The sequence below is a fragment of the Rhodococcus sp. NPDC058639 genome (assembly GCF_042717545.1).
In the GTDB taxonomy this organism is placed as follows: domain Bacteria; phylum Actinomycetota; class Actinomycetes; order Mycobacteriales; family Mycobacteriaceae; genus Rhodococcus.
In genome coordinates, this window is the sequence record NZ_JBHXRF010000001.1 from 342,030 (window position 1) to 366,407 (window position 24,378).

The following is a 24,378-nucleotide window of genomic DNA, read 5'->3' on the forward strand; positions in this document are numbered from 1 at the left end:
TGGACGAAAGTTATGTACTCGGTCGAGCGACCGCATCGACTCTCTCGGGCCTCCGGTGGGCTACGAGATGCTCGACGACGGTTCGTGCGTCTGCGCCGGCGCCGCCGACGAGCATCGAGCGGAACGACGATTGGAACGCGAGCCCCGTGAAATACAGCCCGGGCATGCTCGGCACCGCACCGCGCTCTTCGAGAGGCCAGCCGTCCGCCCCGATCACCGGAAGGTCGATCCAGTTGTAGGACTGCCGGAACCCGGTGCACCACAGCACATTCGTGACATCGACGACGCGGCCGTCTCCGAGTACGGGGAGTCCGCCGTCCACACCTGTCATGCGATCGGTGACCCGTTCGACACCGAGCGCCGCGAGGTCCTGCCGTGTGACCCGTAGGAACGGGGCGCCGTGGTTGCGCTCCTCCTCTCGAAGCTTCCGGCCGATCGGGGTACGCAGCGACATGATGTGGCCCGCTGCGAACCACAGCATCGGCAGCAGCAACCGCATCCGGCGCGATTCCAATCGCATCGGAATCTGACCGGTGTCGCGGCCGCACAGGATGGTCGGATGGGTGCCGCCCACTTCGAGTGCGATGTCACCGCCGGAGTGGGAGGCGCCGACGACCAGTACCGGACCGTCCCGCAGTTGGGCCGGATTGCGGTATTCGCTCGAATGCAGTTGGCGGATCGCGGGATCCAGCTTGCACGCGAATTCGGGAACAGCGGGTGTGCGTCCGAAGGTGCCGGTCGCGACTACCACGTTGTGTGCGACGAGCCGTGTAGGTGTGCCGTCGTCACCGCTGCACTCGATCACATAGTGGTCGTTGTCCTTCGACAGTTGCCGGACGTGCGTCGAACCTCGCACCGGCAGAGCGAAACGCGCTGCGTAGTCCTCGAGGTAGTCGGCGACATCGTCCTTGCCCGGGAACGAGTATTCGGGGGCGGGGAAGGCCATGCCGGGGAGGCCGTCGTAACGGGCGGGGCTGTACAGGCGCAGCGAATCCCAGTGGCAGCGCCAGTTGTTGCCGATGCGGCGGTTGGCGTCGAGGAGTACGAAGTCACGGCCGTTGCGGGCGAGGTGGTATCCGGCGGACAGGCCTGCCTGCCCTGCTCCGATCACAACGGTGTCGACGTACTCGGTGCTCGAGGGGTCGCCCGAGAGTGGGGTGGTGGTCATGCGTCGACGGTATGGCCGGCGGCACCGCCGTCGCATCGGGGGAACTGTGCAGATCGCGGTGTATCCCGATATGGGTAATTCTCTGTAGTGCCGTCCGTCAGACGAGGTGATGCTCGTACGCGTAGGCAGTCGCGCCCGCCCGGGAGGTCACCCCGAGCTTCGCGTAGATGTTGCTCAGGTGCCGGGCCACCGTCTTCTCACTGATGAACAGCGCGGTCGCGATGTCCAGATTCGTTCGGCCTCCCGCCAGTTCGCGCAGCACTTCGATTTCGCGGGGGGTGAGACCTGCCGGACGCGGGACATCCGTGGGTTGTGCGAATGCGCGCAGATCAGGCTCCGCCCCCAACTCCCGGAATATCGCAGTGGCCGAATCGAATTCCATGCGGGCCGCTTCGTGATCGCCGAGTGCGGCACAGCAGCGCCCCTGCAGGATACGGATCTGTGCGCACGGGTAGGGCGCGTCGAGGTCGTGCCACAGCCGCCACGCGGTGCGGAGACAGTCCAGGGCAGTACACGGATCACCGTCGGCGAGTTGAACCGCGCCGCGCGCCTGCGCTGCCATCGCCGTCAGCGCGGTCGAGTCGTACTTCTGCGCGAGGGCCGTCAGTTCCTCGGCGCGGAATCGCGCGAGCGCGACGTCGCCGCACGACAATGCGATCTCCACCGCTGCTTCGAGCATGCGCGGACGCAGTAGCGGGACCGTCTCGGCGAGAGCTCGCTCGATACCGGCGCGGGCGGAGCCGGTATCACCCTGTGCGAGCCGCAGGCGCGCCAGGCCCGGTTGCGTCTCCTGCCCGTAGCCGGCAGCGCGCCGGTACGCGGTATCGGCGGCGTCGTATTCACCGTGCAAGCGGTGCAGTTCGGCCAGTTCGTACAGGGCCATCCCGATGGCCGGTCCTCCCGGTGGTTCGGCGAGTTTCCGGCAGGCGAAGCGTGCCTGCTCCATTGCGTCCTTCCACGCTCCGCGCAGCTGCAGCATTTCCGCGCGGTGCACGAGGCATTGACCACGGAACGGCACGAGATCGGCCTGCGCGTCACACCAAGTACCCAGCGCGCGCGTCCACTCCACGGCGCGACGCAGTTGGTAGGTCTCATGGCAGGTGATGATCACGGCGCAGTACACGATTCCGGCCGCCACCTGGGAGACCTCCCCGGACGTCACCGAAACCATCACTTCGTCGAGGATGGAGAGACCCGCTTTCGGATCGCCGAGGAGAATTCGCGCCTGCCCGACGCCGAGACCGCTCAGTGCCGTGAGGTCGCGGTGGCCGGCCTCCAGACCGATGTGATGGGCTTCGGTGAGTGCAGGCAGGGCGAGCGCAGCGTCGCCTTGCATCAGCATGGCTATCGCCGGACCGAGGATGAGCAGTCCGTGAGCCGCGCACACCGGATCGTGTTCCGCGCGATGGACAGGAGTGAGCAGGCGCTCGGCGCGGGCGAGCCACCCGGCTGCGAGCGCGGTCTCGCCGCGGTTCATCGTCAGGGTGAACGAGAGCCAGAATGCGCTCTCACCGGCTGTGTCGACGCGGCCGTCCGCAGCATGTGCGGCGAAGGCACGCTCGAGCAACCGGATGCATTCGTCGTCGTGCCCCAACAGATAGGCACAGCGCGCGGCTCGGTCCAGATCGGTTGCGTCGAGGGCCTCGTGTCGGTCGGCCAGCCGGAAGCAGTCGAATGCGGGCTTCCAGGACTGTTCCCGGAAGCTTTTTCGTGCCAGGTCGAGCACATCGGTCGCGTTCATACGCTCCCCTCGGCCCGGATGGGGCGGAGATGTGGACCGAGGAGAATTCTACGCTCGGCCTGCCCCGGCAAGCGGATTCCGGCAACGATATGCGAGTTCCGACCGAATTTCCGGATCGGGGCGACCGCTGACCGTGCATCGTTTACCGTCGAGCGATGAACGCCGACACGAAGCGATCCACTGCGGTCCGGATCCGGGACGCATTCGAAAACATCCTGGGTATTCCAGTGCCCGTGCAGGTTCGGTGCTGGGACGGTTCCGTGAGCGGGCCGGACTCGCCCGCGACGGTCGTGTTCCGCAACCGCCGCGCGATCCGCAGAGTGTTGTGGTCGCCGGGCGAACTGGGACTGGTGCGCGCATATATCGCCGGTGACCTCGACATCGAGGGAGACGTGTACGCGCTGCTGTCGCTTCCGGGCCTCGTGACCCGCGTCGGGGCGTTCGACGTCCGAGACGCCCGCCGGGCACTCGGCGGAGTGTGGGAGTTGGCCCGTCTCGGTGGCGTCGGGCTGCGGCCGCGACCGCCCGCGGTCGAGGTCCCTCGCCGGCGCGGCATCAAGCACAGTCGCGCCCGCGACGCGTCGTCGGTGTCACATCATTACGACGTCGGCAACGAGTTCTACCGGATCTTTCTCGGGCCGAGCATGGTGTATTCGTGCGCGTACTGGGACGAGACGGCGAAGGACCTCGATGCCGCCCAGCATGCCAAGCTCGACCTGGTGTGCCGCAAACTCGGACTGCGTCCGGGAATGCGACTGCTCGACGTCGGCTGCGGGTGGGGGTCGATGGCGATCCACGCTGCGCGCCACTACGGCGTCGACGTCGTCGGAGTCACCCTGAGCCGCGAACAGGCCTTGTGGGCACGAAAAGCCGCGGCGGAGGCGGGCCTGTCGGATCGGATCGAAATCCGCGTCCAGGATTACCGCGACGTCCATGACGGTCCGTTCGACGCGATCTCGAGCATCGGGATGTCGGAGCACGTCGGTGACGCCGCGTTGCCCACCTACGCCGCCACGCTGCAGGGTCTGTTGCGGCCGCAAGGTCGGTTGCTCAACCACGCGATCGCCGCCGTTCGGACGCGAGATCCCGACGACGGCGACAAGCCAGGCCTGATCCAGAACTACATCTTTCCCGACGGCGAGATCCTGCCGCTGAGCCGCACCGTGGACGCCTTCGAGCAGGTCGGTCTCGAAGTGCGCGACAGCGAGGCATTGCGTGAGCACTATGCGCTGACGCTCCGCGAATGGGTGCGCATGCTGCAGGAATCTTGGGACGATGCCGTCGCCTCCGTGGGCGCGGAACGAGCCCGCACATGGTTGCTGTATCTCGTGGCCAGCGCGCTCGGATTCGAGGAACCCGGCAGGCTCACCATCCACCAGGTGCTCGCCGTGCGCCCCGCAGACGACGGAGCGAGTGGTGTTCCCCGAACGCGATCACAGTGGCTCGCCCCCCGCGTCGAAGACGCGTGAGCCGGAAGCCGCCGAAGCCCCCTGACCGCGTCCGGGACGGTTCGCAGGGGTTACGCAGGCGGAAACCCTCCGGTTGCGACCGGTCCCCAGCGCTCGATGCGGATGCGGATCAGCGACTTGTTCTGACGGGCCATGGCCTCGCGATATTCGTTCCAGTCCGGGTGTTCCCCCGCGATACCCCGGTAGTACTCGACCAGTCCGTCGAGGGCCTCCGGCATGTCCAGGACCTCGGCATGGCCGTCGACCTGCACGTACGGCCCGTCCCAGTCGTCCGACAGCACACAGACCGACACGCGGGGATCCCGCCGGACATTGTGCGACTTGGCTCGTTGCGGATAGGTGGAGACGACGATGTTTCCCTCGGCATCGAGGCCGCAGGTGACGGGCGATATCTGGGGACTCCCGTCCGCGCGGAACGTGGTGAGTACCGCTCGGTGCCGTGAACGGAGGAACTCCCGGAGTTCGTCGCGATCGACCTTGTCGGCTGTGGCTGTGCGGGGCATGTCGGACCTTTCAGTCGGGTGTCGTCACACCGTGAATTCTGTGCCGAAAGTATTGATAGGCAAGTAGGTGCTTGCCTATAGTGGGGACGTGGTCACCGTCTATCGTGCGCTCGACGACGAGACGAGGCGCATCATTCTCGACGAATTGGCCGCGAGCGACGGCAAGACACTGTTCGAAATCTGTTCCCGGCTCACGATGGAGTACGGACTCGGCCTTACACGCCAGGCGATCTCGCAGCACCTCGGCGTTCTCGAGTCGGCCGGACTCGTCGTGACCGAGCGACGGGGCCGGTCCAAGTTCCACTACTTCAATTCGGAGCCACTCACCGAGATCACCAGGCGATGGCCCATCGGCGAAGGAAGAGAACCATGAGACTCGAAATGATGAGCGTGTATGTCGACGACCAGAGGGCAGCCCTCGCGTTCTATACCGAGGTGCTGGGGTTCACGAAACACCACGAGATTCCACTCGGTGACGACTGGTGGCTCACCGTCGTCTCTCCCGATGCTCCGGATGGTCCCGAACTGCTGCTCGAGCCGTCGCATCACCCCGCCGTGAAGCCCTACCGGGATGCACTGGTCGAGGACGGAATTCCCTTGGCGCAGTTCACCGTCGACGATGTCGACGCCGAGTTTGCGCGGCTGACCGCACAAGGGGTGGTGTTCACGCAGCCGCCGACCGATCTCGGCATGGTGGTCGTCGCGGTCTTCGACGACACCTGTGGCAATCTCATCCAGATCGTCGCGCCGAAGCCGGATCCGGTGGGCGAGACATCTCTTTCGCAGTGATCACAGGGCACCCAGGCGCATGTTCACCGGCCAGGTGATCCGCCGTCTCCGGGTCGGCTCTCCCCAGATGCTGCGCAGGTCTGCCGCGAAGGAGTGGAGCATCGGTGTCCGCTGGGCTGCTTCGACTGCACGCACGGCAGACCACGTCGAGATATAGCCGAGTGTTTCGTCCACGGTCCACTCTTTGTGGATCTCCATGGGTGGTGCCGGGATCTCCGTGAACGGAAACTCGATATCGGCGTATCCGCTGTCGACGAGTCGCCGTTCCGGAGGCCAGTACGGTCCGATCTCGAATCGGTAGAAATGCCGGAATCGCGCGTCGAGGTCCGGTTCGAACTGCATCACGCCGTAACTGACGAGCGCGAGTACCGCCTGATCCGCCGCGACCCGGCGCACTTCGGAATAGAACGCAGGACGATCGAACCAATGTGCTGCCTGCGCCGCGGTGATCAACGCGGTGCTCCGGTCGAGAATCGGCATGTTCTCGGCGGCAGCGACCATATACCGAACGCCTTCGGCAGCATGCGCGTTGCGGATTTGATCGACGCTGGGGTCCGATCCGATGACCGTGTCGAAGTGCGGCGCGAGTTGTGTTGTCAGCTGGCCGTTTCCGCAACCGACATCGACCGCGAGCCCGCAAGACGGAGCGAGGGACGCCAGGAACCTCGCCAGGTCGGCGGGGTACTCGGGACGGAACCGTGCATACGCCTCGCCGCCCCGATCGAACCAGTTCTTCGGCGGCCCGTCCTCTGCCTCGGACACGCTCTCCCCTCCCGCAGATGTCCGGCATGCCACCTGCCCATAGTCGAGCAGCCGGGTTGTACGCCGTTAGGAAAACGTTAGGAACGGTACCTCGCAGCGTCAGGATTCCGCATGGATCCACGTCGCCGGCCCGGAGGAGTGCCAGCGTGGCCTGCGGGCGCCGACCGGCGCTCACTGCGCCGACGACAAGGGAAGACGAAATGGCAGACACCGCGTATGTGGTGCTGATCCTCGCGGGATTCGTGGTGTGCGCGCTGGTGCTGCGCGCTCTGCGTTCGGATGGTGAGAGCCGATGACCTGGGCAGGAGCGACGAGCGTCTTGCTGGTTCTGATCGTCGCGGCACTGGTGATCTATCTGCTCGCCGCGCTGCTCGACCCCGAGAGGTTCTGACCGTCCGATGAATCCTGCTATTGCCGCGGGGCTGCAAATCGCCCTCGTCGTGGCTGTTCTTGCACTGGCATACGTTCCGCTCGGTGACTACATGGCACGGGTGTACACCACCGATTCCGATCTTCGTTCCGGAGACGGGAGGGTGGAGTCGCTCATCTACCGTTTGGGCCGGATCGATCCGCGCGCCGAGCAGACCTGGTACGGGTACGCCGGCAGCGTGCTCGGGTTCTCGCTGGCGAGCGTGCTGGGCTTGTACTTGCTACAGCGCATCCAAGGTTTCCTGCCGCTGGACCACGGCCTTTCCGGGGTCAGCCCCGCGGTCGCGTTCAACACTGCGATTTCGTTCGTCACCAACACCAACTGGCAGTCCTACGTTCCGGAAACCACGATGAGCCCCGTGACCCAGTCGGTCGGGCTCGCCGTGCAGAACTTCGTGTCGGCCGCGGTGGGCATGGCCGTCGCGATCGCCCTCATCCGCGGCATCGTGCGCGCCGCACGGGGTGGCGAAATCGGGAACTTCTGGGTCGATCTCACCCGGGGCACACTCCGCATTCTGTTGCCGCTCGCGTTCGTCATCGCTCTGATTCTGCTCAGCCAGGGCGTCATCCAGTCCTATCGCTCCGGTTTCGACGCGGTCGGTGTGGACGGCAACGGGTTCATCACCGCCCTCGCGCCCGTCGCATCGCAGGAAGCGATCAAACTCCTGGGCACCAACGGCGGCGGCGTGCTCGCGGCAAACTCGGCCCATCCCTTCGAAAATCCCACTCCGGTCAGCAATATCGTCCAGATCATTGCGATCCTGCTGATCCCGGTGGCGCTCACCCGCACCTTTGGAACCATGGTCGGGAACCGGCGTCAGGGATTGACGGTCCTGGGGGTGATGGCGCTGTTGTTCGCCGCGATGCTCGCGTTGGCTTCTGCTGCCGAGTCCGCTACCCGCGGGGCCGCTGCCACCGCGGCCAGCGCAATGATGGAAGGCAAAGAGGTCCGGTTCGGTATCCCCGGATCTGTCCTGTTCGCGGTATCGACGACCGGTACCAGTACCGGCGCAGTCAATTCGGCACACGACAGCATGTCGCCTCTCGGCGGCGGCACCGTGCTGTTGAACATGTTGCTCGGGGAGATCGCGCCCGGCGGGGTGGGCAGTGGTCTCTACGGGATCCTGGTTCTTGCGGTGATCGCCGTATTCGTCGGTGGTCTGCTCGTGGGCCGTACGCCGGAGTTCCTGGGCAAGAAACTCCGCAGGCGCGAAATCACACTCGCCGCTCTGACGGTGCTGGTGATGCCCGCACTGGTGTTGACCGGCACAGCCGTCGCCGTGATCCTGTCGTCCACCACCGGCTTCATGGGGAACTCCGGCGAACCGGGAACGCCCGGGGCGATTCACGGATTCGGGGAAGTGCTGTACGCCTACGCATCCGCAGCGAACAACAACGGCAGTGCCTTCGGCGGTCTCACCGTGACCAGCGATTGGTTCCAGGCCTCGCTCGGGATGTGCATGCTGTTCGGGCGATTCCTCCCCATCCTGTTCGTGCTCGCTCTGGCCGGGTCGTTCGCGGCGCAACGCCGGGTTCCCGCGGGCGCCGGAACACTTCCCACCACCGGCGTCGCGTTCGCAGGGCTGCTCACCGGCACGGTGGTCCTCGTCGCGGCACTCACGTTCTTCCCGGCGCTGGCGCTGGGGCCGATTGCCGAAGCCCTGCAATGAGTTCGGCGTCCCATCCATCCTGCTCCACCACGACTTACACCCTGGAGATGTCTCGGTGACCATCGAACTTCGACGCCCTCGGGAGGACGACGTAACCGCGCCCGCCCCCCGCATTGCCGGCGGTATGTTCTCGCCCCGGCAATTGATCGAGTCCCTGCCCGGTGCAGTGCGCAAACTCGATCCCCGGCACATGGCACGCAACCCGGTGATGTTCGTCGTCCTGGTCGGTTCGGCGATCGCGACCGGTGCGGCGGTCGTGGAGCCCACCGTGTTCTCCTGGCTGATCGCGCTGTGGCTGTGGTTCACGGTGTTGTTCGCGAACCTGGCCGAATCGGTCGCCGAGGGGCGGGGTAAGGCGCAAGCGGCGAGCCTCCGGAAAGCGAAGCAGAACACCGTCTCTCGTCGTCTGCTGCCGTCGGGCTCGGAAGAGTCCGTGCCGGCCACCGAATTGAAGGTCGGAGATCTCGTCGTCGTGGAGGCCGGTGAGACGATCCCCGGCGACGGCGACGTCATCGAAGGAATCGCGACCGTCGACGAGTCCGCGATCACCGGCGAATCCGCGCCGGTCATCCGCGAGTCGGGTGGGGATCGCTGCGCGGTCACCGGAGGCACCACTGTGCTGTCCGACCGTATCGTCGTGCGGATCACCGCTCCCGCGGGCCACACGTTCGTGGACCGCATGATCGCTCTCGTGGAAGGCGCGTCCCGGCGGAAGACCCCGAACGAGATCGCACTCAACATCCTGCTCGCAGCACTGACGATCGTGTTCCTGTTCGCCGTCGTCGCCATCGGCCCCATGAGTGCCTACGCCGGCGCAGAGCAGGGCCCGGTCGAGTTGATCGCGTTGCTGGTCTGCCTGATCCCCACCACGATCGGTGCGCTGCTGTCGGCGATCGGTATCGCTGGGATGGACCGCCTCGTGCAGCGCAATGTGCTGGCGATGTCCGGGCGCGCCGTCGAGGCCGCAGGAGACATCGACACCCTGCTCCTGGACAAGACCGGGACGATCACCTTCGGCAACCGTCGCGCGACCGCACTGCACCCCGCACCCGGGGTGACGGAGGCGGAGGTGGCCGGCGCCGCGCGACTGTCGAGTCTTGCCGACACAACGCCGGAGGGGCGCAGCATCGTCGAACTGTGCGCCGAGCAGTACCACCTCGATCCCGAACCCACCGGGGTCGGCGCCGACGCGGAGTTCGTGGCGTTCAGCGCGCACACCAGAATGAGCGGACTCGACCTCACCGAGGCGGACGGCACGGCGGTGCGTATCCGCAAGGGTGCCGCCGACGCGGTCGGCCGCTGGACCGCACAATTCGGGACGACGGTGCCTGTCGCGGTCACCGATCTCGTGACGGACATCGCCCGCCGGGGCGGCACTCCCCTGGTCGTTGCTCGCGTGTGGGGCACGAGCGCATCGGTGCTGGGTGTCGTCGAACTCTCCGACGTGGTCAAACCCGGTATGGCGCAAAGGTTCGCACAGCTCCGCGCGATGGGTATCCGCACCGTGATGGTCACCGGCGACAATCCGCTCACCGCGAAATCCATTGCGGCAGAAGCGGGCGTCGACGACTACCTCGCCGAAGCGACCCCGGAGGACAAGCTCGCGCTGATCCGATCCGAACAGGAAGGGGGCCGACTTGTTGCGATGACGGGCGACGGCACCAACGATGCTCCTGCGCTCGCCCAGGCGGATGTGGGCGTGGCGATGAACACCGGCACCTCCGCTGCCAAGGAAGCGGGGAACATGGTCGACCTCGACTCCGATCCCACCAAACTGATCGACATCGTCGAGATCGGCAAGCAACTGCTCATCACCCGCGGCGCTCTGACGACGTTCTCGCTGGCCAACGACCTCGCGAAGTACTTCGCCATCCTGCCGGCGCTGTTCAGCGGCATCTACCCGCAGTTGGCTGCGCTGAACATCATGGGGCTCGCTACGCCCCAGTCCGCGATCCTCTCGGCGGTGATCTTCAACGCGCTCGTCATCGTCGCGCTCATCCCGCTCGCACTCAAAGGCGTGCGGTACCGCCCCGCCGCCGCCTCGTCGCTGTTGGGGCGCAACCTGCTGGTCTACGGCGTCGGTGGTGTGGTGACACCCTTCGTGGGCATCTGGCTGATCGACCTCGTCGTGCGTCTCGTTCCGGGAATCGGGTGAATGTCATGAGTCAAGGAAATTTCGTGCTCGGTTTCGTGCGGCAACTGAAGGCAGGTGCGATCGTGCTGGTGGCCCTCACCGCGATCGTCGGCTTCGCGTACCCCGCAGCAGTATGGGCGGTGAGCCGGATCGACACCCACGCCGCGGAAGGATCACCGCTGACGGATTCGGCCGGGTGCGTTGTCGGCAGCGAACTCGTCGGAGTCGATCCGCAGGTGGCAGCCGGGGAACCCGATCCCTTCTTCCACCTGCGTGTCGTCGGGTCGGTCGCGGACGACGATCCGTTTGCTCCCGGCGATCCGGCGGCGGCTCTGCCGTCCAATCAGGGACCCAGCAGCGAGGTGCTGGCGCGGTTCGTGGAGGAACGACGCGCTGCGATCGCGGTCCGCGAGGGAGTTGCTCCCGAGGACGTCCCGGTCGATGCGGTCACGGGTTCGGGTTCGGGCGTCGACCCGCACATCTCCCCCGCGTACGCCGCGATTCAGATACCGCGGGTTGCTGCCGCGCTCGGCATGCCCGACGGTGACGTCCGGCGCCTTGTCGCCGAGCACACCGAGGGCCGTCAACTCGGGTTCCTCGGCGCCGAGCGCGTCGATGTTTCCGGGCTCAACGTCGCGCTGGGCTCGACCGCCCCGGACTGTGCCGGTGGCACCCCGGGTGGATGATGGCGAGATGACAGGTTCGGACCACGCAGCATTCCCCGCCGCATCGCGCCGGGGAATGCTGCGGATCTACCTCGGTGCCGCTCCCGGTGCCGGCAAGACCTACGCGATGCTCGGTGAAGCGCAGCGGAGACTCGCGCGCGGTGGTGATGTGGTGGTGGCGATCGTCGACACGCACGGGCGTGCGTGCACCGCCGAGAGGCTGGCAGGGCTCGAGATCGTCCCGCCCCGGCGGATCACGTATCGCGACACCGAATTCGAAGAACTCGATCTCGACGCCGTGCTGGCGCGCCGGCCCGCTGTCGCGCTCGTCGACGAACTCGCCCACACCAACGTGCCCGGTAGCCGGCACACCAAGCGCTGGAAGGACGTCGAGGAACTGCTCGATGCGGGAATCGACGTGCTCTCGACCGTCAACATCCAGCATCTCGAGTCCCTCAACGACGTCGTCGAGCAGATCACCGGTGTGGTGCAGCGCGAAACCGTGCCGGACGACGTCGTCCGCCGCGCCGACCAGATCGAACTCGTCGACATCACTCCACAGGCACTGCAGCGGCGGCTCGCACACGGAAACGTCTATGCGCCGGAGAAAGTCGATGCCGCACTGCACAATTACTTCCGCGAGGGCAACCTCACCGCGTTGCGGGAGCTGGCACTGTTATGGCTCGCCGACCAGGTCGATCTCGCCCTGGCGAAGTACCGGGGTGAGCACGCGATCACCGCCACGTGGGAGGCACGCGAGCGGGTCGTGGTGGCCGTCACCGGGGGTCCGGAATCCGAAACCCTCGTGCGACGCGCCAGCCGCATCGCGGCGAAGTCCAGTGCCGCACTGATGGTGGTGCACGTCGTGCGGGGCGACGGCCTGACCGGTGTGTCCGCGCCCAGGATGGGACAGGTTCGTGAACTCGCCGCGAGCCTCGATGCGAGCCTGCACAGCATCGTCGGAGACGACGTCCCGAGCGCACTACTCGACTTCGCCCGCGAGGTGAACGCGACCCAACTGGTGCTCGGGACCTCCCGCCGCCCCAGGTGGGCGCGCATTCTCGACGAGGGTATCGGCGCCGCAGTGGTCCGGGATTCCGGAAAGATCGACGTGCACATGGTCACCCATGAGCACACCTCGTCGGCACCGGGACTGGCACTGGCCGGCCGGCACGACCGTCGACTTCTGTCATGGGTCGCGGCCCTGTTCATCCCACTGGCCGCCGCGGGCGTGATGGTGGTATTCGATCGGTTCACCGGGTTCACCGACCAGAACATCCTGTTCTTCGTCGTGGTCCTGGCAGTCGCGCTGTTCGGCGGTATCGGCCCGGCGATCGTCGCGGCGTTGCTGTCCGGTCTGCTGCTGAACTTCTTCTTCACCGACCCGCGTCACAGTCTTCTCCTCGCGGATCCGGGGAACTTCGTCACCACCGGCGTGTTGCTCGTCGTCGCCGTAGCAGTGGCGGCACTCGTGGATGCGGCCGCCGCGCGCGCCAGGGAAGCACGCCTCGCGTCCCAGGAGGCCGAACTCCTCGCATCGTTCGCCGGTGCTGTGCTGCGTGGTGCCGGTGTGCCGACGCTGCTCGAGAAGGTTCGGGAAACCTATGCGCAGCAGGGCGTCGGATTCGTGCGCAGCGACGGGGACGGCTGGGAGGTGCTCGGATCTGCGGGAGCAGCGCCCCCGCTGTCGATCGATGATGCCGACACCATCTGTCGCATCGACGACAAGCCGTACGTGCTGCTGCTGTCCGGCCCACGCCTCCGCGCGCGCGACCGCAGGATCCTCACCGCTGTGACGGCTCAGGCCGCGGGCCTGGTGCGGCAGGAAGAACTCGCCGTGGAGGCTGCGCAGGCGGCGACGCTCACCGAAACCGACCGCCTGCGCCGGCTGCTGCTGTCCGCAGTCAGCCACGACTTGCGCACTCCGCTCGCGGCGGTCAAGGCGGCGGTGTCGAGTCTGCGCAGCACCGATGTTGCGTTCTCACCCGACGACACGGCGGAGCTTCTCGCGACCATCGAGGAGTCGGCCGACCAGCTCACGCGCCTGGTTACGAACCTGCTGGACTCCTCCCGGCTCGCCGCCGGCGTGGTGGCGCCGGCGTCCGAGCGGGTGTATCTGGATGAGGTGGTCCATCGAGCACTGGTCACTCTCACGAGCAGTGGCCCCGACACCGCCCGCTCGATACGTGAGCGCGTCGAAGTCGACGTGGACGACTCGCAGGTGCAAGCAGATTCCGCGCTTCTCGAACGTGTCCTGGCCAACCTTCTCGACAACGCGCTGCGATACGCACCGACCGGCCCCATCCGGGTCGGTGCCGGCGGCGCGAACGGCCGGGTGACCGTGACGATCGCCGACAGTGGGCCGGGGCTCGCCGACAGCGAACACGACGACGTCTTCTCCACGTTTCCGCGGTCCGGCGACCAGCGGGCGGCCGGCGGCGCGGGGTTGGGGCTGACGGTCGCCCGCGGTCTCGTCGAGGCGATGGGCGGGACCGTCACCGCAGCCGACACTCCGGGGGGTGGCACCACGATGATGGTCGAACTCGCGGCGCCACACGAGGACCACCGGTGACCCGCATCCTCGTCGTCGACGACGAGCCCCAACTGTTGCGCGCCCTGCGCATCAATCTGACGGCACGGGGATACGACGTGATCACCGCCGCCGACGGACGCACCGCCCTGCTCGCGGCGTCCCGTCATCATCCGGACGTGATCGTCCTCGATCTGGGGTTGCCGGATCTGGACGGTATCGAGGTGCTGGCGGGCCTCCGCGGCTGGAATACCGCACCCGTCATCGTGCTTTCGGCCCGGACCGATGCCGCCGACAAGGTGGCCGCTCTCGATACCGGTGCCGACGACTATGTCACCAAGCCGTTCGGAATGGAGGAGTTTCTCGCCCGCATCCGCGCCGCCGTCCGACGCGCCGCGACGCTGCCCGACCTGCCCGAACCGGTCGTCGTGACCGATGCGTTCACTGTCGATCTCGCGGCGAAGAAGGTCGTACGAAACGGGGCCGACGTCCATCTCACCCCCACCGAATGGGGCATGCTCGAAATGCTGGTACGCAATCGGGGAAAGCTCGTGGGCCAGCGTGAGCTTCTCACCGAATTGTGGGGGCCTTCCTATGTCGGCCAAAACCACTATCTGCGTGTCTATCTGACGCAACTACGGCGCAAGCTCGAAACGGACCCAGCTCGTCCGCGGCATCTGATCACCGAATCCGGACGGGGCTACCGGTTCGAGCCTTGACCTGCCCGGCCGGGCAGGCTCCGAGCAATGCAACCGTTGACCGGGACAACGCTGTTGCCGGGATGTGCCGTTCGGTTAGCGTGGCCGGTATGACACCTGACCACATCGAAGGGCGCGGACCGCGGATGGCGGCCGCCGGACGCCTCCGATGACTCTGCGCCTCGGTATCACGAGCCCGATCGTGACCCGGGTGCCCGGAGTCGCCGGGGATTGGGAGGGCGACGCGGGCGTCGAGGACCTCGTCGCGATCGCCGAAGCCGCCGATCGCCTCGGATTCGACCACCTGACGTGCAGCGAACACGTCGCTGTACCGGTAGATGTTGCTGCACAACGCGGTGCGACGTACTGGGATCCGCTGGCAACCTTGGGATTCCTGGCGGCGCACACGAGCAACATCCGACTGGTCACGCAGGTGCTCGTGCTCGGGTACCACCACCCCCTCGAGATCGCGAAGCGGTACGGGACCCTCGATCGAGTCAGCGGTGGACGATTGGTCCTGGGTGTGGGAGTCGGTAGCCTCGCAGAGGAATTCGATCTCCTCGGTGCGCAGTTCGCGGGACGTGGGAAGATCGCCGACGACGCGCTCCGCGCTGTGCGCGCAGCCTGGGGACGCGAGCGACCGTCCTACGCCGGACCCCACTTCGAGTTCTCCGACATGGTGGTGGATCCGCACGGTCTCCGTACCGAGGTTCCCGTATGGGTCGGAGGCCGTACACCCCGGTCGTTGCGACGCGCGATCGAACTCGGCGACGGCTGGGTCCCTTTCGGCCTCGACCTCGACACTCTCTCCGAGATGCTGTCGCGCGCAGACCTTCCGGCCGAGTTCGACGTCGTGCTCGGGACCGGCCGGCCCGTCGACCCGCTGGGCGACCCGTCCCGCACCAGGGATCGGCTGAGACGAATCGGCGAGGCGGGTGCCACCGTGGCAGGGGTGACGATCGCCGCCACCTCGGCCGAGCACTACGTCGAGCAACTCGAAACGCTCGCCGCACTCGACCTGCAGGGCTGAACTCTCACAGGCCGAACGACTCGCGGACTTCTTCTGCCTTCGAGAGAAGCACGGAGCGTTCCCGTTCGTTGCCCGTGAGACGTGCTGCCTCGAGCAATTCGCCGCGAGCCTCCACGGCGCGGCCGAGGCGGCGTAGCAGTTCGCCCCGCACACTGGGCAGCAGGTGGTACCCGGCCAGTGTGCCGGACGCGACGAGTCTGTCGATATCTTCGAGCGCGGCGGCCGGACCGCGCGCCATGGACAACGCCGCCGCGCGGTTGAGATCGACGACCGGTGAGGGAGCCACTCGGGCGAGTATGTCGTAGATCAGGACGATACGATCCCAGTCCGTGTCGTCGAATATAGCTGCGCGGGAATGGCATTCGGCTATCGCTGCTTGAAGGCCGTACGGTCCCCGGCCCCGCCCTATCGCATCGGCTCTCGCGAGTGCGGTGAGACCGCGGTTGATCTGGGCGCGATCCCAGCGGGTGCGGTCCTGGTCGGCGAGCAGCACCGGCTCACCGGACGGCGTCGTGCGGGCGGCGAACCTCGACGCGGTGAGTTCCATCAGTGCGACGAGCCCGTGCACCTCGGGTTCGCCGGGAAGAAGTTCGGCGAGGACGCGGCCCAGCCGCAAGGCCTCGTCGCCCAGATCCTTCCGGATCCATTCCTCACCCGAACTGGCGGCGTAGCCTTCGTTGAAGATCAGGTAGACGACTTTCAGTACGGCACCGAGCCGGTCCGGAAACTCCTGTCGCGCCGGAACTTCGAAGGGCACCCGTGCGGCGGTGAGGGTCTTCTTGGCCCGGACGATCCGTTGCTGCACAGCGGTGGTGCGAGTGAGGAACGCTTTCGCGATCTCGTCGGGCGTGAGTCCGCCGACCACCCGCAGGGTCAGCGCCACTTGCGCGTTCCGGTTCAGGACCGGGTGGCACGACACGAACATCAACCGCAGCACGTCGTCGTCGATGCGGTCGGGATCCCACGCGTCGGTGTCGAACCCCGATGCGTCGTCCCTCAACTCGCGTGCCAGATAGGCATAACGCTCGTCGAGCCGGTCCCGGCGCCGCCACCCGTCGATGGCGCGCCTGGTGGCCACGGACGTCAGCCACGCCGCCGGATTGCGGGGTACCCCGGTGTCCGGCCACTGCTCGAGCGCCTCGACCAGTGCCTGCCCGGCGAGGTCCTCCGCGAGATCGAGATCACGGACGGTGCGCGTCAGCGCCGCGACGATCTTGGCCGACTCCATGCGCCACACGGCGTCGACAACGCGGCGGGCGTTGTCGAGGCCGTGCGACACGGTTCCGTTCATCGCGGTCAGCCGACCACCGGCTTGTCGGTGCCCAACTGCTCGCGCCATTCGGCTTCCTTGCGGACGTATTCGTTGTCCTGATCGAACTCCTCGGCCGCGTTGACCCGGCGCACCTCGAGCTTGGACCCCGGTCCGAGCGGGCAGCGTTTCGCCCACTCGGCGGCCTCTTCCTTGCTCGACGTCTGGATGATCCAGAACCCGTTGAACAGTTCCTTGGTTTCCCCGTACGGGCCGTCGGTGACCAAGGGCGGATCGGAGTCGAAATCGACGACGAATCCTTCCTCCGGGTCGGACAATCCTTCACCCGCGAGGAGGACGCCGGCCTTGATCAGAGACTCGTTGTACCGGCCCATCGCGTTGAGGATCTCGTTGAAGTCGATATTCTTCGACGCTTCGATGGCGGCGTCGGTGTCGCGCATTACGAGCATGTATTTCATGGGATTCTCCTTCGACTCGGAGACCGCGTGTCGATCTCCTCAACCTATACGTCGAACAGGCCGGTTATCGATCGACAACACCGTGGATTTTTTCGGGCACCTTGCGTTCGTGGGCGGTTGTCGCGACGCGGACGACCCCCGTCACACCGTTGCCGGGAGCGGGGCGGACGATCGGATCGGCGAGGATGCGCGACGATGGACCGATGCGTTCACCTCTGCCGGATTACCTGACCGAAGTTCTCTCCGTGTGTTCCGAGGGAAAGGGCGCGACGTCCGATCACATCCCCGAGCTGAAAAATGCGGATCCCGACCGCTTCGCGATTTCTCTGGTCACCGCGGAGGGCGTGACGTATTCGGTCGGCGACGACGACACCGAGTTCAGCATCCAGTCGATCTCCAAACCCTTCGTCTACGGCCTTGCTCTCGAGGAGCGTGGCTTCGAGCGGGTACTCGACGCGATCGGCGTCGAACCGTCGGGTGAGGCTTTCAACGAAATCTCGCTTCAGCGAGATACCGGACGTCCACTCAACCCCATGATCAACGCGGGGGCGCTCACCGCTCACGCACTGGTGGGCGAGAACAAAACGCCCGAATACCGCATTCGTGCGATCCGCGATCTGCTGTCGTCCCTTGCGGGGCGCGATCTCGAGGTCGACGACGACATCGCGGCGTCCGAACTGGGCGCATCCTTCCGAAATGTCGCAATCGCGAACCTCTTGCGCAACTACGAGATCTTCCCGGACGACCCGGACGACATCGTCGCCGGATACGTCGGGCAATGCTCCGTGAAGGTCACCACAGCCGATCTCGCGATGATGGCCGCCACGCTCGCGGGCGGAGGAGTCCAGCCACGGACGGGCGAGCGGATCTTTTCCCGGTCCGTCGTCCGGCAGGTGCTCTCCGTGATGGCGACGTGCGGAATGTACGACGCGGCCGGCGACTGGCTCTCGACCGTCGGTATCCCCGCGAAAAGCGGTATTTCCGGCGGAATCATCGGAATTCTGCCGGGGCAGTTGGGCATTGCGGTGTATTCGCCGCGACTGGACGAGCACGGCACCAGTGTTCGCGGCGTCGAAGCCTTCGAACGTTTGTCGCACGATATGAATCTGCACCTCATGGAGGCGCCGATCGTCTCGCGCTCGGTACTGCGGCGCCGCGCCGTCATAGGTGAGGGCAGTGAGGCTTTCACCTTTCTCGAACTCCACGGTGACATCCATTTCACGAACGCGGAAGGCGTCGTGCGGGCACTCGTCGAGGAACCCGTCGAGACGCAGCGCGCGGTGTTCGATCTCACGCTGGTACGTGCCGTTCTCCCGGTAGGCCGCAGGATGCTGCTCGAGGCGATCCGGCGACTGCACCTCGACGGAATCGACGTTGCGCTGGTAGATCCCGAGGAGCAGTTGCCCGATCCCGACGCCGGCGACGGCTACCGTCCGCGGGTGTTCACCTCGCTCGACGAGCTGCGGCAGGAATCCGCCGCCTCCCCGGAGTGAACCAGAGGGACCCGAGGGGCATATGAGATCGCGCCGGAAGGAATGTCCGTGCCGATGGTGGCGTGGACGCTGAGGAGTGAGCTACGGTGTCGTCCGGTGTGCCGCAAGGTCGGCGAAGAGATGTCGTGCCTACGAGAGAAGATTCAGCCAATGCTGTTCACCTGTGAACATGTCGTCGTGCCCGGCTCAGCCGGGTTGGGCGGGTGACTCGGATGCTCACCCGATCCCCGTACCGTTGCCCCGGTGACGACAGTGTCATCCACTCCGCGTGCGCAGGCATGCTGTCGCACTGGTCCCGGCCGGTCGACGAACATATCGCGCGCACGTCCCTGGGCGAGACGTACATCCTGAGCGTCGGCGCGCCCACCGCGCGGCCGATCATCGTTCTGGCCGGCGGGGACCTTCCGGCTGCCGGCCTGCGTGTCCTCGCCGAGCAACTGGACGACTCACGCCGGGCCATCCTCGTCGATCTTCCCGGCCTGCCCGGCGGGAGTGCCCGTACCCGGCCCGCGGCGGAGATCCACGCGGCGTACGGCCGCTGGCTGATGGAGGTCTTCGACGCGCTCGGAGTAGCGAGCGCCCCGGTTATCGGCCTGGGCTGGTCGGCATCTGTCGCGGCAGCCGCAGCCGACGTGGACCGAGTGGAGAAGCTGGTCCTCGCGGCGCCCCTGGGACTGGTGCCGCGCGCCCGGTGGCATCGCGCGCTCATTCCCGGGTTGCAGTGGCGGAACGAGCCGAATCTCGAGAACACCCAGCGTTACCTACAGGCCCTGGCCGGGGGCGGCTACCAGCCCGACGATCCGACTTTGCGCTGGTCGTGCCGCGTCGGTGCGTATTGCACCTCGCTGACCGGCCTGCCGCGGATAGGACGGTCGGTACTTCAGCGCTGGCGCGGCCGCGCGGTCGAGATCGTGGTCGGCGAGCAGGATCCGCTGATCCAGCTGTCGTCCCTGCGCAAGCTCGCCGAGGATATGTCGATCGACCTTCAGGTGGTTCCCGGTGCCGGGCATCTCCTCGCGGTCGAAGCGCCCGCTCGGCTCGCCGAAGGGGTCTTTGCCCCGCGCTCGTGAGCATCGGGCACGAAAACAGCGAAGTGTGATCTACGTCGCGTTCAAAAGTGTGCGGGCCGGTGGTACACCCATTGAGGACCCACGGCACGGACGGAAGGTCGATCATGCTGTTTTCTTCGCTGTTTCCCGTAGCGGGCCGTGTCAAGCCCGATTCGGGCGGGGCCGAGCCCGCGAACCCGGCAACCTCCGAGGATTCGCTTCGCGTCACCGTGTCCGCGCTGCGCGCGTGGGGTGACGAGGGCGATCACGCAGGAGGTCTCGCCGGTCGCGCCTAGCATCGGCCCGAATCGTCACGGTGGCTGATTCGGTAGCAAAGTTGCGGCGCCGGACTGCCCCCGACGGGCGTGCCTCAGTCCGGCGCCGCAGCTAGCAACACGACACGTCGTACCACGATGTGAGTGTCCCCGCTCTGCGGGCTGTATAAACCGTAATGGAAGATCACGAAAAGTCACGCGAAAGCCGCTAGACCGTTTCGTGCGGTATGAGATGTCGCCGTACGGCACGTGTCGGGTCCGGTCAGAAGTGGGCGCTCGCACACGTCACAGCCACCGACTGGGCACCTGTACGGGCCAGCAAACTGCGCAGAGGGCCACCGTCGAGAAGTTGGCGCGTCAGCTCTCGGTCGTCGAGGTCGTCGTCCTCCGCGCCCACCAGAATCTCCGGACCGAGGTCGCTTCGGGGTCCGTGCAGCAGTAGCCGCTCTTCTTCTACAACCCGGACCGGTACGTCCTCACCGCCGTCCACCTCGCCGACGGCGAGCGCGACGTACTCCCTCTCCTGTTCGACATCGCGGCAGGCCATCAGGCGGGACCCCGGGAGCATCCGATCCAGTGTCACGCCCGACGCATCCGGCGCCACGTCGGAACGGCCGTGCCCTTCATCCTCCGGGAGCATCACGCGCCGCGATGTCCAGCTGAAATGCGCTTCACCGCTCGTATACATCGCAACTGCGCCTCCTCGACGACGCGGCGGGGCGAAGGTCCCGTTCCTGTCTCCGTGTCTGTCCGGAAAGTGTGCACCCGGAGTCCGACACGGCCGGCGGCACCCGCAGCCGCGCGGACGGCCCGCGATCATCCCGTCGAGGCCCGCACGCCCTCCGAGACCAGCACGCGGTACAACACCGCGAAAATCCCGAGGACGACGAGAGAACACACGGCGGCGAGGGCGGCGCCTCCCACGACGAGTGCATAGTCGCTCCGGGCGAGGCCATCCACGATCGGCCTGCCGACGCCACCGAAACTCACCGATGCCGCAATGGTCGCGGTCGCGACGATCTGGACCGCTGCGGTGCGCATGCCCACGAGGATCAGAGGCAGCGCCACCGGTAGCTGCGCACGGAGGAGCACCTGCATCCGGGTCATGCCCATCCCCCGCGCCGCATCCGTGAGAGCGGGGTCGACACCCCGGATCCCCTCGTAGGAGTTGAGCAGCACCGGCGGCACCGCGAGCGCGACGAGCGGAACCAGAATCGGGACGAGCCCGATGCCGTAGAGCACGACCAGCAGCACGAGCAGCCCGTACGTCGGAAGTGCCCGCGCGGCATTGGCGAGGAGGGTCATCAGGATTCCGCCGCGACCGGTGTGCCCGGTCCACAGCCCCAGGGGCAGCGCGAGCAGGACGGTCAGGACGAACGCCAGGAACGTGTAACCGAAGTGTTCGAGGAGACGGGCAGGGATCCCGGACGGCCCCGACCAGTTCGCGCCGTTACCGAAATAGTCGACGAGGTAGTACCACAGCGTCGTCACCGGGTCGCTCCTGCCGATCGGTGCAGCCACGGGGTGGCGAGCCACTGTGCGAGTACCAGTACCGCGTCGGCGACGAGTGCCATCACGACGATCACCGCGATCCCGATCAACGCGAGATCGAGTCGGTCGAGTTGCACGGAGGCGGTGAAGAGCGACCCGAATGCGCCCATTCCGATCAGCGCCCCGACACTCACCATGCTGATGTTGGCGACCACCGCGACCCGTAAGCCCGCGATGACCGCCGGCAGCGCGATCGGCAGGTCCACAGTGAGCAGCCGGCGGGGGCCTGAGAATCCCATCGCGATCGCGGATTGCCGCACACTGTCGGGGATCCCGCGTAGACCGTCGACCACGTTCGGAATGAGCCCCGCGAGGGCGTACACGGCGAGCGGCAGGATCACGGTCGTGCGGCTGATGCCGGTGAATGCGATGAGCAGGACGAAGAACGCGAGCGACGGAATCGAGTACAGCACACTCGAAATCGCCAGAACCGATGGGTACGACCGTGGCCACCGCACGCATACCAGGCCGAGCGGGAGCGCGACCACCAGTCCCAGGAAGGACGCACCGAGCGCCATCACCAGGTGATCCGACAGCAGTTCCCAGAACGTGCCGAGGTAACCCGGGATCCGGAGACTCACGGCTGTTTCCGTACCGGCGAGTCGGTGCGCTGCCGGTGTTCCCGGCGCACGACAGCGGTCACCTCTTCACTGCTCACGACGCCCAGCGTCCGCCCGTCCTCGTCGACCGCGACTGCGAAACCACAGGGCGACAACACCGCAGCGTCCAGCGCCACGCGCAGAGGGTCCTTTCCCGGCACGAATCCCCGTCCGGCCGGCACGAGGGTGGCGGAGGAATCGGAGGTATGCGGATCGCGCCAGCCGACCGGTCGTTTCTCGTCGTCGACGACGAGCATCCACCGGCCGTCGCCATCCCGCATCGGCATGTCTCCGGTGGACGTGATCCTGTCCGTCTGCAGCGGCAGACCGGCCGTGGAAAAGAACGACAGCAACCGAACCCCGCGGTCGACGCCCAGGAAGCCGGCAACGAAGTCGTCCGCCGGGTCGCCGAGAAGTTCTTCGGGAGTCGCGTATTGGGCGAGCACCCCACCCGGTCGCAACACGGCGACCCGGTCGCCGAGGGTGATGGCTTCGTCGATGTCGTGGGTGACGAGGACGATGGTCTTGGCGAGTACCGATTGCAGGCGCAATAACTCCTGCTGCAACTCCTTCCGGACGACCGGGTCCACCGCCGAAAAGGGCTCGTCCATCAGGAGAATCGGCGGATCGGCAGCGAGTGCGCGGGCCACGCCGACCCGTTGCTGCTGGCCCCCGGACAGTTGCGCCGGGTAGCGGCGCGCCAACTCGTCTCCAAGTCCGACGCGGTGCAGGACCTCCATGGCGGTCGCCTGGGCCTGCTTCCGTGACGCCCCCATCAGTCGCGGCACCGTCGCGACGTTGTCGACGACGGTCCGATGCGGAAACAATCCGGCGTGCTGAATGACGTACCCGATCCCGCGCCGGAGGGTCTGCGGATCCTGGGATCGCACGTCCTCGCCGTTGACCAGGACGCGTCCGGCGGTCGGATCCACCATCCGGTTGATCATGCGCAGCGAGGTGGTCTTACCGCATCCGGACGGACCCACCAGCACAGTGAGCGTGCCGGTGGGCACCTCGAGGGACAGTCCGTCGACTGCCACGGTCCCGTCGGGGTACTGCTTCTGCACATTATCGAAAGTGATCACGGAGCACCCGGCCTTCAGTTGATGCCGTTGTCCTGCAACCACTCTTCGGCGACGACGTCGATGTCGCGGCCCTCGGTGACAACCTGGCCCACCAACTCGATGAGAACGTCGGTGGTGAGGTTCTCGGACACAGCGTCGAGCGTGGCGACGTTCTCGTCGGTGAGATCTTCCCGGTGGACGAGCGGCGTCACGTTCTGTGCTCCGAATACGGATTCCGGATCCTCCAGCGCCACAAACGGTTCGGTACTGAGAGACGGATCGGTGGTGAAGATGTTCGCAACCTGGATGGTGTTGTCTCCGAGCGCCCGGATGGTGATCGGCCCGCCCGTGTCGGTCGGCACGAACTTCTGGAACTCGACGCCGTAGACGTCCCGGAGACCGACGACTCCCTGCCGTCGTGTCTCGAACTCGGGCGGTCCGCCGAGGGCGAGTTCGCCTGCAACCGGGGCGAGATCGGCGATGGTCGTCAGGTTGTAGCGATCCGCGGTCTCCTCTGTGACGACGAGCGCGTCCTTGTTCTCCCCCGGCGCCGACGCGAGGATGGAGAGACCTTCCGGAAGTGACTCGGCCAGAGCCGTATTGACATCCTCTGTGGTGGCCGCAGTGCTCTCGGGATCGACGCGGGCGAGTAGTGCTCCGTTGTACTCGGGCAGTACGGTGATGGCTCCCGAAGCGACCTGGTCGTAGTAGATCTCGCGGCTACCGATGTTGAACTGGCGCGTCACCTCGGCGCCACTCCCCTCGAGCGCCTGCGCGTAGATCTCCGCGAGGAGCACGTTTTCGGGAAAGTTCGCCGAACCGACGACGATGGTGCCGCCCTCGCCGGACTCGGACGCGAGCGGATCGTCGGCATTGTTCCCGGAACATCCGGTCACCGCCAAGGCGGCGGTGGCGACAACTATGGCAGTGCGAACGAAAGCTTTCACGTGGGTCTCCTCGGCGGTCGGCGTGTCGACTCTAACGCGCTCCCCCGCGGCACTGCCTGATTTGTCACCGATCCGGGCCTCGTG

24 protein-coding genes are annotated in these 24,378 nt (G+C 66.5%); 13 read left to right on the plus strand and 11 right to left on the minus strand.

Annotated elements, in window-relative coordinates; all coding sequences use genetic code 11:
- Positions 1 to 10: 10 nt before the first annotated feature.
- Both ACFWU2_RS01585 and ACFWU2_RS01590 read right to left on the minus strand, forming a co-directional pair.
- Complete coding sequence (locus ACFWU2_RS01585) at positions 11 to 1,168, minus strand: flavin-containing monooxygenase (protein WP_378599247.1); 1,158 nt, start codon at positions 1,166 to 1,168, stop codon at positions 11 to 13.
- Positions 1,169 to 1,265: 97 nt separating this feature from the next.
- Positions 1,266 to 2,909, minus strand: a complete 1,644-nt coding sequence (locus ACFWU2_RS01590) for a LuxR C-terminal-related transcriptional regulator (protein ID WP_378599250.1) — start codon at positions 2,907 to 2,909, stop codon at positions 1,266 to 1,268.
- 155 nt (positions 2,910 to 3,064) lie between these two features.
- On the opposite strand from ACFWU2_RS01590, the gene ACFWU2_RS01595 reads away from it, so the two are divergent.
- The gene (locus tag ACFWU2_RS01595) at positions 3,065 to 4,378 is read left to right on the plus strand and encodes a class I SAM-dependent methyltransferase (RefSeq protein WP_378599253.1); all 1,314 of its coding nucleotides are present in this window, start codon (positions 3,065 to 3,067) and stop codon (positions 4,376 to 4,378) included.
- A gap of 50 nt (positions 4,379 to 4,428) precedes the next feature.
- Here ACFWU2_RS01595 and ACFWU2_RS01600 read toward each other — a convergent pair whose 3' ends face one another.
- Entirely contained in the window at positions 4,429 to 4,881 is a 453-nt protein-coding gene (locus tag ACFWU2_RS01600) for a PPOX class F420-dependent oxidoreductase (RefSeq protein WP_378599256.1), read from the minus strand.
- Positions 4,882 to 4,969: 88 nt separating this feature from the next.
- Between ACFWU2_RS01600 and ACFWU2_RS01605 the strand changes: the two genes are divergently transcribed.
- Together ACFWU2_RS01605 and ACFWU2_RS01610 are read left to right on the plus strand one after the other, a co-directional pair.
- Entirely contained in the window at positions 4,970 to 5,254 is a 285-nt protein-coding gene (locus ACFWU2_RS01605) for an ArsR/SmtB family transcription factor (RefSeq protein ID WP_378599259.1), read from the plus strand.
- A complete protein-coding gene (locus tag ACFWU2_RS01610; protein WP_378599262.1) occupies positions 5,251 to 5,670 on the plus strand; it encodes a VOC family protein in 420 nt (139 codons plus the stop codon). The genes ACFWU2_RS01605 and ACFWU2_RS01610 overlap by 4 nt, the downstream gene beginning before the upstream one ends.
- On the opposite strand, the gene ACFWU2_RS01615 is transcribed toward ACFWU2_RS01610, so the two are convergent.
- The gene (locus tag ACFWU2_RS01615) at positions 5,671 to 6,432 is read right to left on the minus strand and encodes a class I SAM-dependent methyltransferase (RefSeq protein WP_378599266.1); all 762 of its coding nucleotides are present in this window, start codon (positions 6,430 to 6,432) and stop codon (positions 5,671 to 5,673) included.
- A gap of 292 nt (positions 6,433 to 6,724) precedes the next feature.
- Between ACFWU2_RS01615 and kdpF the strand changes: the two genes are divergently transcribed.
- From kdpF to ACFWU2_RS01650, 7 genes are all read left to right on the plus strand, one after another.
- Entirely contained in the window at positions 6,725 to 6,823 is a 99-nt protein-coding gene (kdpF, locus tag ACFWU2_RS01620; RefSeq protein WP_378599269.1) for a K(+)-transporting ATPase subunit F, read from the plus strand.
- Positions 6,824 to 6,830: 7 nt separating this feature from the next.
- Positions 6,831 to 8,531 (plus strand): potassium-transporting ATPase subunit KdpA, encoded by a 1,701-nt coding sequence (kdpA, locus tag ACFWU2_RS01625; protein WP_378599272.1) that lies wholly within the window; start codon positions 6,831 to 6,833, stop codon positions 8,529 to 8,531.
- A 124-nt stretch (positions 8,532 to 8,655) separates the two neighbouring features.
- A complete protein-coding gene (gene kdpB, locus ACFWU2_RS01630) occupies positions 8,656 to 10,686 on the plus strand; it encodes a potassium-transporting ATPase subunit KdpB (RefSeq protein ID WP_378600213.1) in 2,031 nt (676 codons plus the stop codon).
- A gap of 5 nt (positions 10,687 to 10,691) precedes the next feature.
- Positions 10,692 to 11,351, plus strand: a complete 660-nt coding sequence (locus tag ACFWU2_RS01635; RefSeq protein ID WP_378599277.1) for a potassium-transporting ATPase subunit C — start codon at positions 10,692 to 10,694, stop codon at positions 11,349 to 11,351.
- Positions 11,352 to 11,358: 7 nt separating this feature from the next.
- Complete coding sequence (locus ACFWU2_RS01640) at positions 11,359 to 13,902, plus strand: ATP-binding protein (protein WP_378599280.1); 2,544 nt, start codon at positions 11,359 to 11,361, stop codon at positions 13,900 to 13,902.
- Positions 13,899 to 14,579 carry a response regulator gene (locus tag ACFWU2_RS01645; protein ID WP_378599283.1) on the plus strand — a complete coding sequence of 227 codons (681 nt, stop codon included), beginning with the start codon at positions 13,899 to 13,901 and terminating at the stop codon, positions 14,577 to 14,579. Before ACFWU2_RS01640 ends, ACFWU2_RS01645 begins: the two co-directional genes overlap by 4 nt.
- 154 nt (positions 14,580 to 14,733) lie before the next feature.
- The gene (locus ACFWU2_RS01650; RefSeq protein ID WP_378600216.1) at positions 14,734 to 15,588 is read left to right on the plus strand and encodes an LLM class F420-dependent oxidoreductase; all 855 of its coding nucleotides are present in this window, start codon (positions 14,734 to 14,736) and stop codon (positions 15,586 to 15,588) included.
- Between the two features lie 4 nt (positions 15,589 to 15,592).
- On the opposite strand, the gene ACFWU2_RS01655 is transcribed toward ACFWU2_RS01650, so the two are convergent.
- Both ACFWU2_RS01655 and ACFWU2_RS01660 read right to left on the minus strand, forming a co-directional pair.
- Positions 15,593 to 16,879 carry an RNA polymerase sigma factor gene (locus ACFWU2_RS01655; RefSeq protein WP_378600221.1) on the minus strand — a complete coding sequence of 429 codons (1,287 nt, stop codon included), beginning with the start codon at positions 16,877 to 16,879 and terminating at the stop codon, positions 15,593 to 15,595.
- 5 nt (positions 16,880 to 16,884) lie between these two features.
- The gene (locus ACFWU2_RS01660) at positions 16,885 to 17,316 is read right to left on the minus strand and encodes a YciI family protein (protein WP_378599286.1); all 432 of its coding nucleotides are present in this window, start codon (positions 17,314 to 17,316) and stop codon (positions 16,885 to 16,887) included.
- Positions 17,317 to 17,519: 203 nt separating this feature from the next.
- On the opposite strand from ACFWU2_RS01660, the gene ACFWU2_RS01665 reads away from it, so the two are divergent.
- The 3 genes from ACFWU2_RS01665 (at position 17,520) to ACFWU2_RS01675 (ending at position 20,154) form a co-directional block, all read left to right on the plus strand.
- Positions 17,520 to 18,809: a glutaminase gene (locus ACFWU2_RS01665; protein ID WP_378599289.1), complete on the plus strand. Its 1,290-nt coding sequence runs from the start codon at positions 17,520 to 17,522 to the stop codon at positions 18,807 to 18,809.
- 212 nt (positions 18,810 to 19,021) lie between these two features.
- Complete coding sequence (locus tag ACFWU2_RS01670) at positions 19,022 to 19,879, plus strand: alpha/beta fold hydrolase (protein WP_378599292.1); 858 nt, start codon at positions 19,022 to 19,024, stop codon at positions 19,877 to 19,879.
- Positions 19,880 to 19,983: 104 nt separating this feature from the next.
- Positions 19,984 to 20,154 (plus strand): hypothetical protein, encoded by a 171-nt coding sequence (locus tag ACFWU2_RS01675; RefSeq protein ID WP_378599295.1) that lies wholly within the window; start codon positions 19,984 to 19,986, stop codon positions 20,152 to 20,154.
- Positions 20,155 to 20,395: 241 nt separating this feature from the next.
- Here ACFWU2_RS01675 and ACFWU2_RS01680 read toward each other — a convergent pair whose 3' ends face one another.
- The 5 genes from ACFWU2_RS01680 to ACFWU2_RS01700 all read right to left on the minus strand — a co-directional run bounded on the left by ACFWU2_RS01680 (position 20,396) and on the right by ACFWU2_RS01700 (position 24,294).
- A complete protein-coding gene (locus tag ACFWU2_RS01680; protein ID WP_378599298.1) occupies positions 20,396 to 20,821 on the minus strand; it encodes a hypothetical protein in 426 nt (141 codons plus the stop codon).
- 128 nt (positions 20,822 to 20,949) lie between these two features.
- Positions 20,950 to 21,624 (minus strand): ABC transporter permease, encoded by a 675-nt coding sequence (locus ACFWU2_RS01685; protein ID WP_378599301.1) that lies wholly within the window; start codon positions 21,622 to 21,624, stop codon positions 20,950 to 20,952.
- Entirely contained in the window at positions 21,621 to 22,265 is a 645-nt protein-coding gene (locus tag ACFWU2_RS01690; RefSeq protein WP_378599305.1) for an ABC transporter permease, read from the minus strand. Before ACFWU2_RS01690 ends, ACFWU2_RS01685 begins: the two co-directional genes overlap by 4 nt.
- A complete protein-coding gene (locus ACFWU2_RS01695; protein WP_378599308.1) occupies positions 22,262 to 23,368 on the minus strand; it encodes an ABC transporter ATP-binding protein in 1,107 nt (368 codons plus the stop codon). Before ACFWU2_RS01695 ends, ACFWU2_RS01690 begins: the two co-directional genes overlap by 4 nt.
- Positions 23,369 to 23,382: 14 nt before the next feature.
- The gene (locus tag ACFWU2_RS01700) at positions 23,383 to 24,294 is read right to left on the minus strand and encodes a glycine betaine ABC transporter substrate-binding protein (RefSeq protein WP_378599311.1); all 912 of its coding nucleotides are present in this window, start codon (positions 24,292 to 24,294) and stop codon (positions 23,383 to 23,385) included.
- Positions 24,295 to 24,378 lie beyond the last annotated feature (84 nt).

Coding starts and splice junctions, on each gene's coding strand:
- ACFWU2_RS01585 (WP_378599247.1), bottom strand. CDS start 1,168: ATGACCACCACCCCACTCTCGGGCGACCCCTCGAGCACCGAGTACGTC.
- ACFWU2_RS01590 (WP_378599250.1), bottom strand. CDS start 2,909: ATGAACGCGACCGATGTGCTCGACCTGGCACGAAAAAGCTTCCGGGAA.
- ACFWU2_RS01595 (WP_378599253.1), top strand. CDS start 3,065: ATGAACGCCGACACGAAGCGATCCACTGCGGTCCGGATCCGGGACGCA.
- ACFWU2_RS01600 (WP_378599256.1), bottom strand. CDS start 4,881: ATGCCCCGCACAGCCACAGCCGACAAGGTCGATCGCGACGAACTCCGG.
- ACFWU2_RS01610 (WP_378599262.1), top strand. CDS start 5,251: ATGAGACTCGAAATGATGAGCGTGTATGTCGACGACCAGAGGGCAGCC.
- kdpF (WP_378599269.1), top strand. CDS start 6,725: ATGACCTGGGCAGGAGCGACGAGCGTCTTGCTGGTTCTGATCGTCGCG.
- kdpA (WP_378599272.1), top strand. CDS start 6,831: ATGAATCCTGCTATTGCCGCGGGGCTGCAAATCGCCCTCGTCGTGGCT.
- kdpB (WP_378600213.1), top strand. CDS start 8,656: ATGTTCTCGCCCCGGCAATTGATCGAGTCCCTGCCCGGTGCAGTGCGC.
- ACFWU2_RS01635 (WP_378599277.1), top strand. CDS start 10,692: ATGAGTCAAGGAAATTTCGTGCTCGGTTTCGTGCGGCAACTGAAGGCA.
- ACFWU2_RS01640 (WP_378599280.1), top strand. CDS start 11,359: ATGACAGGTTCGGACCACGCAGCATTCCCCGCCGCATCGCGCCGGGGA.
- ACFWU2_RS01655 (WP_378600221.1), bottom strand. CDS start 16,879: ATGAACGGAACCGTGTCGCACGGCCTCGACAACGCCCGCCGCGTTGTC.
- ACFWU2_RS01660 (WP_378599286.1), bottom strand. CDS start 17,316: ATGAAATACATGCTCGTAATGCGCGACACCGACGCCGCCATCGAAGCG.
- ACFWU2_RS01665 (WP_378599289.1), top strand. CDS start 17,520: ATGCGTTCACCTCTGCCGGATTACCTGACCGAAGTTCTCTCCGTGTGT.
- ACFWU2_RS01670 (WP_378599292.1), top strand. CDS start 19,022: ATGCTCACCCGATCCCCGTACCGTTGCCCCGGTGACGACAGTGTCATC.
- ACFWU2_RS01675 (WP_378599295.1), top strand. CDS start 19,984: ATGCTGTTTTCTTCGCTGTTTCCCGTAGCGGGCCGTGTCAAGCCCGAT.
- ACFWU2_RS01680 (WP_378599298.1), bottom strand. CDS start 20,821: ATGTATACGAGCGGTGAAGCGCATTTCAGCTGGACATCGCGGCGCGTG.